The organism is Streptomyces minutiscleroticus (genome assembly GCF_014650875.1).
Taxonomy (GTDB): Bacteria; Actinomycetota; Actinomycetes; order Streptomycetales; family Streptomycetaceae; genus Streptomyces; species Streptomyces minutiscleroticus.
Genome location: NZ_BMVU01000013.1, coordinates 81664 through 99605, shown reverse-complemented (window position 1 = coordinate 99605; position 17942 = coordinate 81664). Strand labels below are relative to the sequence as shown.

The window sequence follows — 17942 nt, the reverse complement described above, 5'->3', positions numbered from 1 at the left end:
GGTACGGGACGGCGGGATGCGTTCAGGCGGCCGGGGTGGCCAGGAACGGGGCCGTCCGCTGCATCCGCACGGCGTCGACGGACTCGGCCAGGAACTCGTACTCGGTGGTGTCGTCGCTCGTCACGAGGTGGACGAGGCGTCCCGCGAGCAGTTCCTCGGCGACCCACTCCTGCTCCTCGGGGTCGCCGCACCAGGCACGCAGCACGCTCGGGACGTCGGGGACGTGGTCGGCGACCGGGGCGATCGACTGCGGCGGGAAGTGCGGGGCGTCGGGGTGCGGATCGAGCCGTTCGGCGATCCACGACGCGCGGTCGCGCAGCCACCACAGGGCGAGGGCCAGCGTGGGCGCGCGATAGGTGCCCAGGGGGACACCGACGCGCTGACCACCGCATATGCCGTACGCGGTGACATGGCACAGGAACTCGTCGTGCACGCTCTCTCCCCGTCGCGTCGCTCGTTGCCGGTGCGGCCTCGCTTTCCTGCGGCTCGAGTGCCCTGCACGGTGACGTCGGCCCCGTCGACGGTGCATGGCCCTCACTTTGTGTATCGCCACTCCTGACACACTGTCACCCCTGTTTTCCGGCCAGTATCCCGGCGCATTCACCGCACGGATTGGCTTAGACATGCCAAAAACCGCTGGTCGGGGGCGGCCGGACGGACGGACGTGGCGGAAGCGAAGGGTCGCGCCGCCCTCCCACGGGGAGCGACGGAGGGCGGCTTCGCGATGCCGAACACCGGCACCGCGGCTGGCGCGAATACGACGGCGGCCGTCCGCACCACGGGGTGCGGACGGCCGCCGGACGGGACGCCCGAGGGCGTCGGCGGGACGCCTACGCGTCCGAGCGCACGATCGCGTCGATCCGGTCCAGCTCGTCCTGCGTGAACTCCAGGTCGCGCACCGCCGCCACGCTGTCCTCCAGCTGCTCGGGGCTGCTGGCGCCGATCAGGGCCGAGGTGACCCGGCCGCCCCGCAGCACCCAGGCGAGGGCCGTCTGGGCGAGGGACTGGCCGCGCGACTTGGCGATCCCGTCGAGGGCGCGCAGCCGCTCCACCAGTTCGCCGGTGACCTTGTCCGCGCTGAGGAAGGGGCTGTCGCTCGCCGCCCGCGAGTCCTCCGGGATGCCGTCGAGGTAGCGGGAGGTGAGCAGCCCCTGCTCCAGCGGCGAGTACGCGATGGAGCCGACGCCCAGCTCCTGGAGCGTGTCCAGCAGGCCCTCGTCCTCGGGGCGGCGGTCGAGCATCGAGTAGCGCGGCTGGTGGATCAGGAGCGGGGTGCCCAGCTCGCCCAGGATGCGGGCGGCCTCGCGGGTCTGCTCCGGGGAGTAGTTGGACACGCCCACGTACAGCGCCTTGCCCTGCTGCACCGCCGAGTGCAGCGCGCCCATCGTCTCCTCCAGCGGAGTGTCCGGGTCGGGGCGGTGCGAGTAGAAGATGTCGACGTGGTCCAGGCCCATACGGCCCAGGCTCTGGTCGAGCGAGGACAGCAGGTACTTGCGCGAGCCCCACTCGCCGTACGGCCCGGGCCACATCAGGTAGCCGGCCTTGGTCGAGATCACCAGCTCGTCGCGGTACGGCGCGAAGTCGGCCTTCAGGGCCGCGCCGAGGGCGGACTCGGCGGCGCCGGGCGGCGGCCCGTAGTTGTTGGCGAGGTCGAAGTGGGTGACGCCGAGGTCGAAGGCGCGGCGCAGGATCGCGCGCTGGGTCTCCGCGGGCCGGTCGGGGCCGAAGTTGTGCCACAGGCCGAGCGACAGGGCGGGCAGCTGCAGACCGCTGCGTCCGGAGCGCCGGTAGGGCATGTCCGCGTAGCGGTCGGGGTGTGCGGTGTACAACGCGACTCCAGGGATCGGAACCAAGGGGATCGGAACCAGACGGCCGAACGACCGCGTCCACTCTCGCCCGCGCACCGGTCAGCGGTCCAACAGGAGAATCGGATGGAATTCAGCGCTTAGGCTTCTCAGCCATGGAACTGCGCCATCTCCAGCACTTCGTCGCGGTCGCCGAGGACCGGCACTTCACCCGGGCGGCGCAGCGGCTGCGGGTGTCCCAGTCCGGTCTGTCGGCCTCGATCCGCGCGCTGGAGCGGGAGCTGCGGGCCCCGCTCTTCGTCCGCACCACCCGCCGCGTCACGCTCACCGAGGCGGGCCGGGCGCTGCTGGGCGAGGCCGAGCGGATCCTCGCCCAGGTGCGCGCCGCCCACGAGGCGGTGGCCGCCGTCCAGGGGGTGCTGCGCGGCAGCCTGGCCCTGGGCACCGAGCAGTGCCTGGCCGGGGTGCACGTGCCCGGGCTGCTGGCCGCGTTCCGGCGGCGCCACCCTGACGTGGAGATCGGGCTGCGGCAGGCCGGCTCCGGCGCGCTCGCCGAGGACGTCGTCGCGGGCCGCCTGGACCTGGCCTTCGGCGTGACGCCGCGCTCCGGCACCGAGCACCTGCGGGTCCTGCCGCTGGCCCGCGAGCCGATGACCGTGCTGTGCCACGCGGCGCACCGGCTCGCGGGCGGCGGCGCCGTCACCCCGGCCGACCTGGCCGGCGAGACCTTCGTCGACTTCCACACCGACTGGGGGCCGCGCCGCACCACCGACGCGGCGTTCGCGGCGGCGGGCGTCCCACGCGGGGTCCCGCTGGAGACCAGCGACGTGCACACCCTCCTGGAGCTGGTCGGCGAGGGCCTCGGCATCGCCGTCGTGCCCCGCCACTTCGCCCACAAGCGCGAGGCGTCCCTGCTCACGGCGGTGCCGCTGAAGACGGACCCGGAGACGGCGTACGAGACCGCCGTCATGGTGCCGCCGCCGGAGGCGACCAGCCCCGCGGCCCGCGCGCTGCTGGCCCTCCTGGAGGCGCAGGGGGTGCTCACGCCCCGGGAGGCCGTGGGCAGCCCCGGTGAGGGCCGCGCGCGGACCGGTGAGGGCCGCGCGCGGACCGGTGAGGGCCGCGCGCGGGTCCGGCCGCCGGGCGGTCACACCGCGCCGGACGCCTCCGCTGCCGCGGCGTCGTAGGCCGGCAGCACGACGTCCCGGATGAGGGCGTTGCGCTCGTCGAACGGTATGAAGGCGCTCTTGAGGGCGTTGACCGTGACCGTGCGCAGGTCGTCGAGGGTCCAGCCGGCCTCCTCCACCAGCAGGGACATCTCGCGGGTCATGGTCGTGCCGGAGACCAGCCGGTTGTCGGTGTTGACCGTGACCCGGAAGCCGAGGTCGCGCAGGAGCGTGATCGGGTGCGTGGCGACCGACTCGGCCGCGCCCGTCTGGAGGTTGGAGGTGGGGCACATCTCCAGGGCCACGCGGCGGTCGCGCACCCAGCCCGCGAGGCGGCCGAGCTTGCCGTCGGCGATGTCGTCGGCGAGGCGCACGCCGTGGCCGATGCGCTGGGCGCCGCAGACCTGGAGGGCCTGGTGGATGCTGGGCAGGCCGTGGGCCTCGCCGGCGTGGATGGTGAACGGCACGTTCTCCAGGCGCAGGTGCTCGAAGGCGGCGAGGTGGGCGGCGGGCGGGAAGCCGTCCTCGGCGCCCGCGATGTCGAAGCCGACGACCCCGGCGTCCCGGTGGGCCACGGCCAGGTCCGCGATCTCGCGGGTGCGGTCGAACATCCGCATCCCGCACAGCAGCGTGCCGACCCGCACCGGGGTGCCGGCGGCCGCGGCCGCCGCCATGCCCGCGGCGAGGCCCTCCTGCACGGTCTCGACGACCTCGGGCAGGGTGAGGCCGCCGTTCACCATCAGCTCGGGCGCGTAGCGGACCTCGCCGTACACGACGCCGTCGGCGGCCAGGTCGAGCACGTACTCCTGCGCGGTGCGCAGCAGGCCCTCGCGGTGCTGCATGACGGCGAGGGTGTGCTCGAAGGTGGCGATGTAGCGCACCAGGTCGCCGGAGTTTGCGGCGTCGTAGTACCAGGCGGCGAGCGCCTCGGGGTCGGTGGCGGGCAGGGTGTGGCCGACCTCGGCGGCCAGCTCGACGAGCGTGGCCGGGCGCAGGGCGCCGTCGAGGTGGTCGTGCAGGACGGCCTTGGGCAGCCGCCGGATGGTGTCGGTGTCGAGGGGGTGCGTCGAGCGGGGCCCGGTCATGCGTGTGCGTCCTGTTCTCGGGGAGGGGTCGGGCGGGGAGGGGTCGGCCGTCGGGCGGGTCAGGCGCCGGACGGGCCGGGGGCGGGGGCGGCGGGCTGGAGCAGGTCCCAGCGGTTGCCGTACAGGTCCTGGAAGACGGCGACCGAGCCGTACGGCTCGTGGCGCGGCTCCTCCAGGAAGGTCACGCCCGCCGCCCGCATCCGCGCGTGGTCGCGGGCGAAGTCGTCGGTGTGCAGGAAGAAGCCGACCCGGCCGCCGGTCTGGTCGCCGACGCGGGCGCGCTGCGCCCCGTCCTTGGCCCGGGCCAGCAGCAGGGCGGCGCCGGAGCCGGTGCCCGGCTCGACGACGACCCAGCGGGACCCGTCGGGCCGCGGGGTGTCCTCGACGAGCCGGAAGCCCAGGGCGTCGGTGTAGAAGCGGATCGCCGCGTCGTAGTCGTCGACGACGAGGGTCACCAGGGCGATGCGTCTCATCGGTGGACTTCCTCCCGGGTAGGACGGGTGCCGCGCCCACGGCGGCGTTATACGTAACACGCGAGGATACGGCATCCGCCGAGGAGCACGTGACACACCGCGGGCCGCCGCTTCGGGCGGGCCCCGCTGCGAGCGGGACGCGCACGTCCTGCATGCTGGAAACAAGATCAGTCCGACAGGAGTGAGGTCCCCCATGTCCGAGACCCCCAGGTCGACCGGCGCCCCGGCCCACCAGAACGTGACCTTCCCGAGCGCGGGCGGCACCGCGCACGGCTACCTCGCGCTGCCCCCGTCGGGGCAGGGTCCCGGGGTGATCGTCATCCAGGAGTGGTGGGGCCTGACGGACCACATCGCGGACGTCGCCGACCGGCTGGCGCAGGAGGGCTTCGTGGCCCTCGCCCCCGACCTGTACGGCGGCAACGTGGCGCACGACAGCCAGGAGGCGTACCGCATGATGCAGGACCTGCCGGTCCCGCGCGGCGTGGAGCTGCTGTCCGGCGCCGTCGACTACCTCCTGGACCGCCCGGAGGTGACGTCCGAGGGCGTCGGCTCGGTCGGCTTCTGCATGGGCGGCGGCTTCGTGCTGTACCAGGCGGCGACCGATCAGCGGGTGCGCGCGGCCGTGCCGTTCTACGGCGTGGTCCAGGGCGAGCTGCCCGACTTCTCCGGGATGCGGGCGCGTGTCCTCGGCCACTACGGCGAGCGCGACGAGGCCATCCCGCTGGAGAGCCTCGACACGCTGCGCGAGACGATCGAGGCGCAGACCGGTGTCGCGCCCGACCTGCGCGTGTACCCGGCCGACCACGCGTTCTTCAACGACGGCCGCCCCGAGGTGCACGACCCGGAGTCCGCGGCGAAGGCATGGGAGAGCACGGTGGCGTTCCTGCGCGAGCAGCTGGCCTGACGCCGGCGGGGCGGAGTGCCCGGCACTCCGCCCCGCCCTGGGCGCGCGGCCCGCCGGGCCGTCAGTAGACGTACGTGTTGAGCTCGTTCACCGCCGCCATCGGGTCGCCCAGGTCGTAGCGGTCCACCGCCAGGAAGGTGGGCTTCTTGCGGGCGGCCGGCTGGCAGAAGCGCCGGGCCCGGTCGGCGAGCTTGGTGTTGTCCGTGCCGGCCGTGGCGGAGAGCGTGACGTCGCGGAAGTGGTTCATGACGAAGAGCGGCCGGAAGCCCGGCTCCGTCCGGGTCAGCGGGATGGTGGTGTCCGCGTCGTACCAGCGGCTGTAGCAGGACCAGTCCGAGGTGCCGGCCCCCGAGCCCATGGACCAGTAGTTCTCGACCGTCCACTCCCGCTGGTACATCACGCCGAAGCCGTCCCGGGTCAGGCCCGCCGTCTCGTCGGCCGCGCGGCTGTGGTCGGTGAAGAGCAGCAGCCGGTCGTTGCGCGCGATCAGGTCCGCCACCTTCGGCCAGCCGCCGGTGCGCACGCCCGCCTGGTCGGGCCGGAAGAGGACGTCGGACAGGCCGTCGACGCGGGCGAGTTCGTCGCGCAGGACGGCGGGGTCGACGTAGTCCTCCAGGAACACGGTGGCCATCTCCTGCGGGTGCTGTTCCAGGAAGTCCACGATGCGCTGGAGGTCGACCCAGAGGGCGACCGGGCGGCTGACGAGCGTGCAGCTGTTGTGGCACAGGATCGCGCCGTCCGGGGTCTGGTGGAGGTCCAGCATGAAGCCGCGGACGCCGTCCTGGAGCTGCTGCGTGATGCCCCGGCTCTGGTTCGGCGCGAGGTTCACGAAGGGCGGCGCGAAGCCGCCGTCGACGCCGTTGGCGTACGCGTTGTGCGCCGTGAGGAAGGTGACCTGGTCGAAGGTGCGCCGGTCGGCGGACGGCATCGGCGCGGTCGGCGAGGTCACCGGCGTGAGGTACCAGGCGGCCCGGTCGCCCGCGGCCCCCACGGCCAGCCGGGCCGGGTAGGTGCCGCCCGAGGGCTTGGCGCCCACCGTCAGGTAGCGCTCGGCGCCGGGCACCTTGAGCGTGTACCGGTCGGCGCCCGCCGGCGTCACCTCCCAGGCGGCGTCCGCCCCGGCGCAGGGCACCGTCCGGGCCTGGTCCCCGGAGCGGCCGAGGCAGTTGCCGGCCGCGTCCGTGCTCTCCAGCACGTACGCCGTCCCGCTCGCGCGCAGCGTCCACTGCTGGTGGTCCTCGTTCCCGCGCGGGTTGTGCTGCTCGACCGCTCCTCCGCTGTCGGCGGCGTTCAGGCCCGTGAGGGCGCTCTGCACGTAGTAGGTGCCGGACGGCACCTCGGCGCCGCTCGCGGGGGCGGCCAGGACGGTGGTGAGCGCGGCCGCCGCGGCGGCGGAGGCGACCAGGGGGAGAGACGGGCGGCGGATCCGCATGCGGGGTCCCTTCTTGCGGCGCGGCGGCCGGGGCCGCCGGGCGGGTGTGGGGGGCTGCGCACACTCAAGCGGCTTGGTCTGTACCGGTCAAGAAGGGAGGGGGAGCCGACGGGGCGGCGACACGCGGCCGCCGCCCCGCGTTCGTCAGCAGTACAGGTTGGACCCGGGCGTGGTGCCCAGGATCTGCGTGAACCGCTGGTAGGCGTCCACGCGGCTCTGCACCTGCGCGGGGTTCCTGCCGTCGCACTCCAGCGAGCCGTTGATGCTGCGGATGGTCTGGCCGAAGCCCGCGCCGTTCACCATCGCGTTGTGCGGCGTCATGCTGCCGGGGCCGCTCTGCGTGTTCCAGTACCACAGACCGGTCTTCCAGGCCACGGCCGGGTCGTTCTGCACCAGCCAGGGGTTGTTGAGGAGGTCGATGCCGAGCGCGTCGCCCGCCGCCTTGTAGTTGAAGTTCCAGCTCAGCTGGATCGGCCCGCGCCCGTAGTACGCGGCCTGGCCCGCCGGGCAGCCGTAGGGCTGGCTCCAGTCGCAGTAGTGCGGGTAGTTGGCGGTGTTCTGCTCCACCACGTGCACCAGGCCGCCGGTCTCGTGGTTGACGTTGGCGAGGAAGGCGGCCGCCTCCTGTCTCCTGACGGTGTCGCTGCCGGTGTTGGCGAAGGCCGGGTAGGCGCTCAGCGCGGCCTTCAGACCGGCGTACGTGTAGAACGAACTCCGGTTCGGGAACATCTGGTTGAACTGCGCCTCGCTCACGACGAAGCCCTGGGAGGGGTTCGTGGGGCCGTTGTCGCAGGCGTACGGCTCCCAGTACCAGGTGCTGATCGTGGGGTCGTAGCCCGGGTTGTCGTGCTCCGCGACATAGGCCTTGCCGTCGGTGTAGCGGACGATGCTGCCGGCGGCGTACCACTGCCCGGCCACCCAGCTCGGGTAGCTCGAACAGGCCGCGGCGGCCGCAGCGGAGGCCGGGGCGGCCGGGGCGAGGACGGGCACGGAGGCCGCGATGGCGAGGGCGGCCAGAACCGAGGTGACGCGACGCTTCGACACGGGGTCAACTCCTCTGTCGGACGCGGCCGCACGCGGATCCGGCGGACGGCTCCCGGACGGTGCGGGCCGGTCCGGAACGCCGCCCACGGAAGCGGTGCGGCCACGGTGGGGGGTGGGCAGCACAGCCAAGCGGATTGGTATGTACCAGTCAAGGGTCCAGACCAATTTCGTCGCATTTTCCGTGGCGTGACGCATCTTTTTCGGTCAGGGCGCTCCACCGGCGGTACCTCTTCCCGACGGCGCGCCCGAGCGGCCGCGTGGCGGCCTCCGGAGGCACCACGCCCGAGGGGGAGGCCGCCTCCGGGGCGCGGGGCGGCACCGGCAGAATCCCCCCATGAGCAACGCACCCCACCCCCTCGTCGACCGCGCCCGGCGCCTCGCGGCCGAGGTGCTGGCACCCCACGCGGAACGGGTCGACCGGGAGGGCCTGCCCGCGGGGCACGTCGCGGCGGTCAAGCGGTCCGGGCTGCTCGGGGCGAGCGCTCCGGTGGCCCACGGCGGGACCGCCGCCCCGGCCGCGGTCCGGCGCGAGATCGCCGAGATCCTCGCCGGCGCGTGCTGCTCGACCTGGTTCCTGGAGACCCAGCACCACACGCCGGTCCGGCTGCTGAGCGAGGCGCCCGCACCCGTCCGCGACCGGCTGCTGCGCCCTCTGGCCGAGGGCGAGTTGCTGGCCGGGGTCGCGTACGCGCATCTGCGCGCCCACCCCCGGGTGCGGGTGCGGGCGAGCCGAGCGCGGGGCGGCTGGCGCTTCGAGGGCCGCGTGCCCTGGTACACCGGCTGGGGCCTGAACGACGTGATGCTGCTGGCGGGCGTCACCGACGACGGGGAGGCGCTGTTCGCCGCGGTCGAGGCGCGCGAGCAGACCGGGCTGAGACCGTCCCCGCCGATGCGGCTCGCCGCGCTCACCGCCACCCGCACGGTCTCGGTCGAGCTGACCGGTCTCAAGGTGCCGGACGACGCCGTCGTGCTGTGCCTGCCCTACGAGCGGTGGGCCGCCGCCGACCGGCCGAGGAACACCAACGCCGCCCCGGCCGTCTTCGGCATCGCCCGGGCCGCCCTGGGCGTGCTGGAGGAGTGCGGTGACCAGGACGCGGCACGGACGGCGCGCGCCCTGCGCACCCGGCTCGACCGCGTCCGCCGCCAGGCGTACGCCCTGGCCGACCACCCGGTGCCGCACGAGCACGTCGCGGAGCGGCTGGCCCTGAAGACACGGGCCTACGACCTCATGCGGGCGGCGACCACCGCGGCCGTGGTGGCGGGCGGCGGGCGCTCCCTGGACCTGGGCAGCCGGGCGCAACGCCTCGCCCGCGAGGGGCTGTTCCTGCTGGTGCAGGGGCAGACGGCCAACGTGCGCGAGGCCCATCTGGGGTCGCTGGGGCACCCCGGCCCCTGAGCGGACGCCCGACGGGAGGGACGTGGCTCCTCCCCCCGCCGGCCGGAAGTCCCTCGCGCAGGGTGCATCCCCGCACCGCCCGGAGGCGGAAGTGGGTACGGCGCGGCTCGGCGGGCTCCTTGCCGCGCCGGGCGGCGGCGCGGACCCCGCTCCCGCCTCCGCCCGGCGGCACCCCTGCGGGCGTGCCGCCCGGCACCCGGTCCGCCACGGCGGACCGGGTGCCGGACTCAGCCCCGCGCGGCCGCGTCCGGCGCCATCCGCTTGAAGCCGATCAGGGTCCGGTAGCGCTCGCGGGCGGCGAACTCGGCCCTGCCCCAGACCGCCGGACGGCCCGCCTCCGCGCACAGGTGCAGCACCCGCCCCTCCCCCACGACCACCCCCACGTGGGCGCCGTAGGGGTCACGGGTGGCGTTGAAGAGGACCAGGTCCAGGGGCTCGCCGACGGGGACACGCCGGGTCAGCAGGGTGTCGGCCCACAGGTCGCTGGAGCGCCAGGGCCGCGGCGCCCGGCCGAAGTGCCGCAGCACCTCGTACGCGAAGAGCTGGCAGTTGGCCCCCTCGGCGAGGCCCGGCCGGTCCCGCACGGCGGGCGAGCCGGGGAAGCGCGCGCCGACGTACGGCGTCCTCCAGAAGGCGTCCGGCAGCCGTTCCAGCACGTCGTCCCCGTCCCGCCCCACCGCTCCCACCTGCTCTTCTCTCGCTGAAACGCCTAAAAATGCACATATCACCCGAACAGGCGCAGAATGGTTTTCATGCAGTGCCTACAGCGCACCGCGTCCGCGGTCGCTCCTGCCGAGATCGGAGGGCACGAGTCCCATGGCCAACGTCTCACACACCCGGGGTGACATCACCGGCCACCCCGACGTTCCCGAAATGCGGGCACGTTACGACCGCATGCTCGGCGGTCGCGATGTGACGCTCCTGGACGGACCGGTGTTCCTGCTCGGTCTGTACTGTGCCGTCTCGCCGTGGATCCTCCACTACACGTCGAGCCATCCCGCACTCGCGACACACAACCTGATCATGGGCATCGCCATCGGTGTCCTGGCCCTCGGCTTCGCCTCCTCGCCGCAGCGCATGTACGGCCTGGGCGGGCCGCTGTGCGCGATGGGCATATGGATGATCGTGGCGCCCTGGATCGTCGGTTCCCACCCGGACGCCGGCGTCATCTGGAACAACATCGTCATCGGCGCGCTCGCCCTCGTCCTCGGAACGGCGGCGTGCGCGGCGGCCGTCATGCGCAGCGGCTCACGACCGTAGCGGACCCGCACCGCCCCGAAGCGCCGGCCGGCCCGCGGACCGCGGGGCGGCCGGCGTACGCGCGCGGCGCCGCACCCTCCTGGACCGAGCCCCGCACCCTCCTGGACCGAACGGCACGGGCCGAAGCCCTCACGGCGGACCGGACGGCAGGTGCCGGCTCCTCGACGGACCGGGCGGCCACCGTCGGCTCCCCGGCGGGCCGGACGGCCCGCTCGCGCTACGGCCGGCCGCGACGCTCGCCCGGTGAGACGGCCCCGGGGCAGAACGCAGCGAGAGCCACCCGGTTCCGGGGCCCCGCCGACACGGCTCCCCCTCGGCAGCCGGCGGTCCGCCGCCTCGACCGGGCGCCTGACGCGGGAGGCTGGAGGCGCTGCGGGAGGCTCTTCGTCCGGGTGGCTCGTCGCCACGTCGCACAGCGTGCCAGCCGCGCCGTCCGGGTGCGGAGGGCCGACCGGTCCACGTCTGCGGCCCGTTCGGCCCGTGCGCCGCGCCGCCCGCCGTGACGGCGTACGCGGTGGCGCCCGGGTTCGACGCCGGCCGGCTGTACCACCGCGGCAGCGTGGCCGGGCGGGGCGTGTCCCCCTGGTGGGCCTTCTCACGACGCCCGCGCTGTTCGGTCCGGCGCTGCTGACGGCCTGCTTCCTGGCCTGGGTGCCGGGCCGCCGGCTGTGGTCCACGACGCTGGGCGCGGGCACGATGTACGGCTGTCCACTGCACGGCTTCGTGATCAAGTCGTCCCGCTTCCGGGAGTGGTACGACCGCCCGTGGATCCACACGCCACCCGGTGAACCGGCCGTGACCGCCGCGGCCGTCGCGCTGATCACGGTGCTGTGCACGCGGCCGGTGCGCGCGGTGTTCCGTCCGGTCGTCGAGCCGGACATGGCGTCGGCGTCCGGGAGACGGAGCGCGGCGGACGGCGGCGAAGGCGCGGCGGACGGCGGCGGGAAGGGCCGGGGCCGCGGTCCGCCGAGCCGGGCTCCGCCCCGCCCTGCCCCGCCGGGTCAGCCCAGTTCCAGCGTCGTGACCCCGAAGACGCGGTCGGCGGCGTACCGGCGGACGGGGCCGGTGTACATGCGGGCCGTCTCGAAGGACGGGGCCAGGCCGAACTCCTCCGCCAGCGCGACGGCCTCCGTGCGGTCCGTCGGGACGTCGACGGCCACCGGCTCCCCGCCGGTCCCGGCGACCAGCGCGAGGAGGATCTCGCGGGCGTCCGCCGCCGCGTCCGCGAACAGCGGCCCGATCCGCCACCCCTCGCGCGCGGGCCGGATCACGCCGTACCCGGTGAGCCGTCCGCCGACGACGCGGACCACCGCCCGGTGCCCCTGCGCGGTCAGCCACCGCCGGACGAACTCCGGGCGGTCGGCCGGGTGGCACGCGCCGTCGTAGGCGGTCACGGCGCTCAGGTCGCCCGGCGCCACGGGCCGGACGTCGGAGGCGGAAGGGTCCCCGGCCCCGGACGCCGCGGGGTGCGGGACGCCGCCGAAGCGCAGGGTCGTGTACGCGAGCCGGAACCCCGACCGCCGGTAGTTGTCCTGCTGCGCGGGCACCCCGTCCAGGCCCACCGTGCGGCTCCCCGCGTGGGCGAGCGCCGTCCGCCACGTGGCGATGCCGTGCCCGCGGCCGCGCAGGTCCGGGCGGACGAGGTAGAAGCCCAGGAAGGCGTAGTCCGGGCCGTGGCGGACGACCGAGACCGCCGAGACGGGCTCCCCGCCGATCCGGCCGACGAAGAAGCCCTCGGGGTCCTGGGCGAAGAAGCAGGGGCCGTCGGACCGTCCGGGGTTCCAGCCCTCGTCCGCCGCCCAGCCGAGGACCGTCTCCCAGTCGTCCGGCGTGGCCCGGGTGACGACGAGGCCGCCGTTCTCCGTGGAGGTCATGATCGCGCTCTCCTCTGTCGGCCGGTTCGGTCCGATCCGGTTCGATTCGGTTCGATTCGTTCGGGATCCGTCGTCGGGAGCCGGGACGCGCGGGACGAGCGCATCCTCCCAAGGGCCCGCCCTCTTATCAACGCGGCGCGGGCGGGCAGGGTACGGCACGGCCGGCCGCCGCGCCCGTCCGGAGGCGGGGTGCGGGGCGGCCGCCTATCGTGAGCGAGGGGGCGTCCCCCGGCCGGACCGGGCCGGGCGTTCCTGGAGGCTGTCGATGCTGTCCACGTCCAGAGGCCGTGCCCTGGCCTGCGCCGCGACGACGCTGGCCCTGGTCGGCGCCGTGCTCCCGCCGGTGGCCGCGGCCGCCGGCCAGGACGGCCCGTCCGACCGGGACGGCCTGTCCGACCGGGACGGCCTGTCCCGCTTCTACCGCCAGCAGGTCCGCTGGTCGGCCTGTCCCGACCCGGCGATACCCGCCGACCTGCAGTGCGGCAGGGTGACGGTGCCGGTCGACTACGCGCGGCCGGACGGCCCGACCCTCGACGTGGCCCTCGCCCGCTACCGGGCGACCGGACCGTCGCGCGGCTCCGTGGTGCTGAACTTCGGCGGCCCGGGCGGCCCCGGCATCCTGCAGCTCGCGGCGGCCGGCGACGACTTCATGGGGCTGACGGAGGGCTACGACGTGGTGACGTTCGACCCGCGCGGCGTCGGCACGACCTCGCCGGTCACCTGCGGCGGGAGCACCGCCCGCGCGCTGGAGGCCGCGGACTCCGGCGCGCGGGCGGCCGACCCGCGCGCGGCGCTGGAGGAGCTGCGCGGGGCGGCGGACGCGTGCGCGCGGCGCTCCGGCCCCCTCCTGTCCCGCATCGGCACGGTGGACGCCGCGCGCGATCTGGACGTGATGCGCCAGGCCCTCGGCGACGCCAGGCTCAACTACCTCGGCTTCTCCTACGGCACCCGGCTCGGCGCGGTCTACGCCGCCCGGTTCCCGCGGAGGGTCGGCCGGTTCGCGCTCGACGGCGTCGACACCCTCACCGACTCCCTGGCCGAGCAGGGCAGGGCCGCCGCCCAGGGCCAGCAGACCGCGCTCGACGACTTCCTCAAGTGGTGCACCGAGGACGTGGCCTGCGCGTTCGGGCAGGACACGCGGACCGCGCGGGAGTACGTCCAGGAGCTGGTCCGCTCGCTCGACGACGCCCCCGTGCCCACCGGCTTCGGCGACGACCTCTCCGGCCAGGACCTCGTGGGCGCCATCGGGCAGGCGCTCTACAGCAAGGAGCTGTGGCCGTCGCTGTCGCGGGCGCTGGCCGCGCTGGTGGAGGACGGCGACCCCCGGGCGGTCATGGGCTTCACCGCCGGCGGGGTGGGCGTGCCGTTCGTCCCACCCGTGCGCGGCGGGGCCGCCGGGGCCTTCGTGCCGGCCGTCCGCGGCGGGACGGACACCCCTCGGGTCACGCCGGCCGGCGAGCCCGCGGCCCCGTCCGCCGGCGCGTCCCTCGTCCCACCCGCCGGCCCGGTGTCCGCGGCGGCCGGGGACGCGCCGGCGGACGGCGGCGTCGTCGCCCAGGAGGACGTGCCCTACGACAACCTCCCGGCCGCGCTCATGGCCGTCAACTGCGCCGACGACCCGGACCGCCCCTCGGCCGACCGGATCGTGCGCGACCTCGGCCGGCTGCGCGCCGAGTACGAGGAGGCGTCGCCGGTCTTCGGCCGGTACCGGCTCGCCCAGGTGCTGATGTGCTACGGCCGCCCCGCGGGGACCGACTACATCCGCGAGCGGGTGCGCGACGTCGACTCCGCGAGGATGCTGCTGGTGGGCACCCGCGGCGACCCGGCGACCCCGTACCGCTGGACGGTGGAGACCGCCGGGCGGCTCGGCCCCTCGGCCGTGGTGCTCGACAACCGCGGTGAGGGCCACACCGGTTACGCCTCGTCGGAGTGCGTGCACCGCAAGGTCGACGACTTCCTGCTGTACGGCTCGCTGCCGCCCGACGGGAGCTCGTGCGGCCCGGCGGAGTGAGGGGTCCCAGGACGTACGGCCCGCTCCCGGGGCCGGGCGGCCCATGGTCCCGGACGAGGCGCGCGGCCAGTGCGGGAGGGCGAACTTCCGGCGAGAGGCAGGGGACATGAGCACCTCGGCGTCGGCCGCACCGCGGGTACTGCCCGCCCCGTACCGGGAACGGCTCATGCGCGTCGCCCGGGAGGCGGCGTTCCCTCTGGGGACGCGCCTCTTCGAGGAGGGCGGGCGCGCGGACCGGTTCCGGATCGTCCGTACCGGGACGGTCGACCTCGACATGCGGGTGCCGGGCCGCGGGGCCGCGGTGATCGAGACCCTCGGGCACAACGCCCTGGTCGGCTGGTCCTGGCTGATCACGCCGCACGTTCGGCGCATGGGCGCGGAGGCCACGAGCCCGGTGCGCGCGTACGAGTTCGACGCGGCGGTCCGGGCGATGGGCGAGGCCGACCCCGTGCTGGGCGCGGCCGTCGCCGGCTGGGCCGGCCACGTGCTCGCGCACCGGCTGCAGTCGGCCCGGGCCCGGCTGCTCGACCTGTACGCCCCGTACGGCGGCGGCCGCCCCGACCACGGCTGAGCCCGCGCCGGCCGGTCCGCGCCCCGGGCCGGCCGCCCGGGCGGCCCGGGGCGCGGACCGGCCGAAGGACCCACCGGATCCGGGGCGTCCGCCGGGCCGTGGGCCCCATCGGGACCGGACGCCCCCGGCGCCGATGACGGCGCCACCGCGCCGGCACAGCAGCGGCTCCCCTTCCCCGGAGCGGCCGTCCGGTCGAGGGCGCCCGCCGAGCCGCCCGGGACCCGGCGCCGGCCGGGAGGGCCCGCGCGCCCCCGCGCCGCGCCGTCCGGCGGGACATGCGGAGAACGTGAGTGATTCCGGTACAACCTCCGGTTCGTCCGGGCCGTCCCACCGAGTGGGCGCCGCCGTGGGCGCGCCGCACACACCGCACCCGTACGGAACTGGAGACCTCTCCGATGCGCACTCGCTCCGTCCGCTCCATCCGCACCGCCGCCGCCCTCTCGGTCCTGCCCGCCGCGGCCGCCGTGCTGCTCCTCGCGGCCCCGCAGGGCTCCGCCGCGCCCGGCGGCGGGGTCACCGCGCCGGGCCCCGCCCCTTGCCCGGAGAAGGCGCTCGCGGTGCGCGCCGCGGCGGCCGACAGGGCCGGGGTGGTGCGGATCGACGTGACCAACCGCAGCCCGCGCGCCTGCGCCGTCGACCGCGTCCCGACGGTGACCTTCGGGGACCTCGACGGGGCGGCCCTGCCGGTGCCGGCCGGCACGAGCGGCCCGTACCGGATCGGCGCGGGCGGCACGGCGTACGCGGCCGTACGCACGGTCGCCGACCCGGCGGACCCGCAGGCCCGCCGGGTGGACACGCTGACCGTCGCCGCCGACCCCGCGCACCGCGGCCGGACCTTCACCGCGCGCGAGATCGGCGCCGGTGCCGCGATCGTCGTCTGGGAGCCGGTGACGACGTGGTGGCAGCCGTCCGCGGCCGCCGCCGACGAGGCGCTGAAGAACGCGCCCACGGCCTGACGCACCGTCAGGACAGGACCAGCTCCGGGGAGTACAGGTCCAGCCACAGCGCCAGGTCCAGGGCCCGCTCCAGGCCGCGCCGCGACGCCTGCGTGATCTGCGGGACGTCGCGGTGGGCCGCCCGGTGCAGCCGCTCGCGGTCGACGAGGTCGAAGACCGGGTGGGAGGGCCGGGCCAGCAGGTCCTTGGCGTGGTCCTGGAGCGCGACCGCGTACTTGGGGTCCTGTGTGGACGGGTAGGGGCTCTTGACCCGGTCGTACACGGACTTCGGCAGGACGTCCGCGGTCGCCTCCCGCAGCAGGCTCTTCTCCCGGCCGTCGAACGACTTCAGCGCCCAGGGGGTGTTGTAGACGTACTCGACGAGCCGGTGGTCGCAGAACGGCACCCGCACCTCCAGGCCGACCGCCATGCTCGCCCGGTCCTTGCGGTCGAGCAGGATGCGCACGAACCGGGTGAGGTGCAGGTGGCAGATCCGCCGCATCCGGTACTCGAAGTCGCTCTCGCCGTCCAGGCGCCGGATGCCGGAGACGGCGTCGCGGTAGCTGTCGCCGACGTACGACGGCAGGTCCAGGGCCGCGGTGAGGTCGGGGCGCAGGACGTCCGCGTCGTCGCCGAAGTGCCGGCTGAACTGCACCAGCCAGGGGAAGGCGTCGGCGCGGCGCGCCTCCTCGTCGAAGAACTGCAGGTAGCCGCCGAAGACCTCGTCGGCCGACTCGCCCGACAGCGCGACCGTGGAGTGCTCGCGGATCGCCTTGAAGAGCAGGTACAGCGAGGCGTCCATGTCGCCGAGTCCCATGGGCAGGTCGCGGGCGCGGACGACGCGGGCACGCACCTCGGGGTCGGCCAGGGCGTGGGAGTCCAGGACGATGTCCTGGTGGTCGGTGCCACAGACGCGGGCGACGTCGTGCACGAACGGGGTGTCCGGGGTGCCGCGCAGCTCGTCGGCGACGAAGTTGTCGGCCTGGCCGACGAAGTCGACGGCGAAGCTGCGGACCTTCTCGCCGTGCTCGGCGAGCTGCCGGGCGGCCAGGGCGGTCATCGCGGAGGAGTCGAGGCCGCCGGAGAGCAGGGTGCAGCGCGGCACGTCGGCGACGAGCTGGCGGCGCACGATGTCGTCGAGCAGCGAGCGGACGGTGGCGATGCTGGTGTCCCGGTCGTCGGTGTGCGGACGGGTCTGGAGCTCCCAGTAGACGTGGCGGCGGTGGCCGGTGCGGTCGACGGTGACGACCGTGCCGGGCTCCACCTCGCGCATGCCGTCCCACACGGCGTGGCCGGGCGTCTTGACCATGGTGAACAGCTCGCGGAAGCCGTCGAGGCGGACCCGGGCGGGGGCGAGGGGGTTGGCCAGGATCGCCTTGGGCTCGGAGCCGAAGAGGGCGCCGTCGGCGGTGGGGAACCAGTAGAAGGGCTTGATGCCCATGCGGTCGCGGATCATCACGAGCTTGTCGTGCCGGCCGTCCCAGATCGCGAACGCGTACATGCCGTTGAGGCGTTCGGCGACGGCCTCGCCCCATTCGAGGTAGCCGCGCAGGACCACCTCGGTGTCGGAGTCGGTGGTGAAGCGGTGACCGCGCCCGGCCAGCTCGCCGCGGAGTTCGGTGAAGTTGTACGTCTCGCCGGAGTAGACCATGGCGACCGTGCCCTGCGGCGTCTCCACCGTCATCGGCTGGCGTCCGCCGGGCAGGTCGATGATGGCGAGCCTGCGGTGCCCGAGGCCCACGGAGCGGTCCGTCCAGGTGCCGCGGTCGTCCGGGCCCCGGCAGGCCATCGTCTCCGTCATCGCATCCAATGTCCCGCCCTCGGTGCGCAGGTCACGGTCGAAGGAGACCCAGCCGGCAATGCCACACATGTGTTACCTCCTGCATCCTGCCGACATCGAGCAACGCGTCCACCTGTGATTTCTGCAGACACACCCGTTCTCGACGGCAAATCAGTTGTATTGGGCACCTACATTTCGAGGGTGTG

General features: G+C 74.9%; 16 protein-coding genes. 7 read left to right on the top strand and 9 right to left on the bottom strand.

What is annotated here, in order from left to right; all coding sequences use genetic code 11:
* Positions 1 to 22: 22 nt before the first annotated feature.
* Positions 23 to 433, bottom strand: coding sequence for a hypothetical protein (locus IE271_RS15860; protein WP_190190947.1), 411 nt, complete (start codon positions 431 to 433; stop codon positions 23 to 25).
* Between the two features lie 397 nt (positions 434 to 830).
* The gene (gene mgrA, locus IE271_RS15855) at positions 831 to 1829 is read right to left on the bottom strand and encodes an L-glyceraldehyde 3-phosphate reductase (protein WP_190190946.1); all 999 of its coding nucleotides are present in this window, start codon (positions 1827 to 1829) and stop codon (positions 831 to 833) included.
* Between the two features lie 131 nt (positions 1830 to 1960).
* On the opposite strand from mgrA, the gene IE271_RS15850 reads away from it, so the two are divergent.
* Positions 1961 to 2992, top strand: a complete 1032-nt coding sequence (locus IE271_RS15850) for a LysR family transcriptional regulator (protein ID WP_229919365.1) — start codon at positions 1961 to 1963, stop codon at positions 2990 to 2992.
* On the opposite strand, the gene IE271_RS15845 is transcribed toward IE271_RS15850, so the two are convergent.
* Positions 2953 to 4056 (bottom strand): adenosine deaminase, encoded by a 1104-nt coding sequence (locus IE271_RS15845; RefSeq protein ID WP_190190945.1) that lies wholly within the window; start codon positions 4054 to 4056, stop codon positions 2953 to 2955. The two genes, IE271_RS15850 and IE271_RS15845, sit on opposite strands and share 40 nt — an antisense overlap.
* Positions 4057 to 4115: 59 nt before the next feature.
* Positions 4116 to 4529, bottom strand: coding sequence for a VOC family protein (locus tag IE271_RS15840; RefSeq protein ID WP_190190944.1), 414 nt, complete (start codon positions 4527 to 4529; stop codon positions 4116 to 4118).
* Positions 4530 to 4722: 193 nt separating this feature from the next.
* Between IE271_RS15840 and IE271_RS15835 the strand changes: the two genes are divergently transcribed.
* Positions 4723 to 5433 carry a dienelactone hydrolase family protein gene (locus tag IE271_RS15835; RefSeq protein WP_190190943.1) on the top strand — a complete coding sequence of 237 codons (711 nt, stop codon included), beginning with the start codon at positions 4723 to 4725 and terminating at the stop codon, positions 5431 to 5433.
* Positions 5434 to 5494: 61 nt separating this feature from the next.
* On the opposite strand, the gene IE271_RS15830 is transcribed toward IE271_RS15835, so the two are convergent.
* Positions 5495 to 6865, bottom strand: coding sequence for a phosphoinositide-specific phospholipase C-related protein (locus IE271_RS15830; RefSeq protein ID WP_190190942.1), 1371 nt, complete (start codon positions 6863 to 6865; stop codon positions 5495 to 5497).
* A gap of 144 nt (positions 6866 to 7009) precedes the next feature.
* Complete coding sequence (locus IE271_RS15825) at positions 7010 to 7909, bottom strand: glycoside hydrolase family 19 protein (protein ID WP_190190941.1); 900 nt, start codon at positions 7907 to 7909, stop codon at positions 7010 to 7012.
* Between the two features lie 334 nt (positions 7910 to 8243).
* Between IE271_RS15825 and IE271_RS15820 the strand changes: the two genes are divergently transcribed.
* On the top strand, positions 8244 to 9305 hold the full coding sequence (locus IE271_RS15820) for an acyl-CoA dehydrogenase family protein (RefSeq protein WP_190190940.1): 1062 nt from the start codon (positions 8244 to 8246) through the stop codon (positions 9303 to 9305).
* Positions 9306 to 9532: 227 nt separating this feature from the next.
* Here the strand turns inward: IE271_RS15820 and IE271_RS15815 are convergent, their stop codons facing one another.
* Positions 9533 to 9991: a hydrolase gene (locus IE271_RS15815; RefSeq protein WP_373308773.1), complete on the bottom strand. Its 459-nt coding sequence runs from the start codon at positions 9989 to 9991 to the stop codon at positions 9533 to 9535.
* Positions 9992 to 10121: 130 nt separating this feature from the next.
* On the opposite strand from IE271_RS15815, the gene IE271_RS15810 reads away from it, so the two are divergent.
* Positions 10122 to 10565 (top strand): SPW repeat protein, encoded by a 444-nt coding sequence (locus IE271_RS15810; protein WP_190190939.1) that lies wholly within the window; start codon positions 10122 to 10124, stop codon positions 10563 to 10565.
* A gap of 1001 nt (positions 10566 to 11566) precedes the next feature.
* Here IE271_RS15810 and IE271_RS15805 read toward each other — a convergent pair.
* Entirely contained in the window at positions 11567 to 12439 is an 873-nt protein-coding gene (locus IE271_RS15805; protein WP_190190938.1) for a GNAT family N-acetyltransferase, read from the bottom strand.
* Between the two features lie 265 nt (positions 12440 to 12704).
* On the opposite strand from IE271_RS15805, the gene IE271_RS15800 reads away from it, so the two are divergent.
* The 3 genes from IE271_RS15800 to IE271_RS15790 all read left to right on the top strand — a co-directional run bounded on the left by IE271_RS15800 (position 12705) and on the right by IE271_RS15790 (position 15977).
* Complete coding sequence (locus IE271_RS15800; protein WP_229919364.1) at positions 12705 to 14450, top strand: alpha/beta hydrolase; 1746 nt, start codon at positions 12705 to 12707, stop codon at positions 14448 to 14450.
* Between the two features lie 106 nt (positions 14451 to 14556).
* Positions 14557 to 15021: a Crp/Fnr family transcriptional regulator gene (locus IE271_RS15795; protein ID WP_190190937.1), complete on the top strand. Its 465-nt coding sequence runs from the start codon at positions 14557 to 14559 to the stop codon at positions 15019 to 15021.
* A gap of 395 nt (positions 15022 to 15416) precedes the next feature.
* Positions 15417 to 15977, top strand: a complete 561-nt coding sequence (locus IE271_RS15790; RefSeq protein ID WP_190190936.1) for a DUF4232 domain-containing protein — start codon at positions 15417 to 15419, stop codon at positions 15975 to 15977.
* A gap of 7 nt (positions 15978 to 15984) precedes the next feature.
* Here the strand turns inward: IE271_RS15790 and asnB are convergent, their stop codons facing one another.
* Positions 15985 to 17826 carry an asparagine synthase (glutamine-hydrolyzing) gene (asnB, locus tag IE271_RS15785; RefSeq protein ID WP_190190935.1) on the bottom strand — a complete coding sequence of 614 codons (1842 nt, stop codon included), beginning with the start codon at positions 17824 to 17826 and terminating at the stop codon, positions 15985 to 15987.
* Positions 17827 to 17942 lie beyond the last annotated feature (116 nt).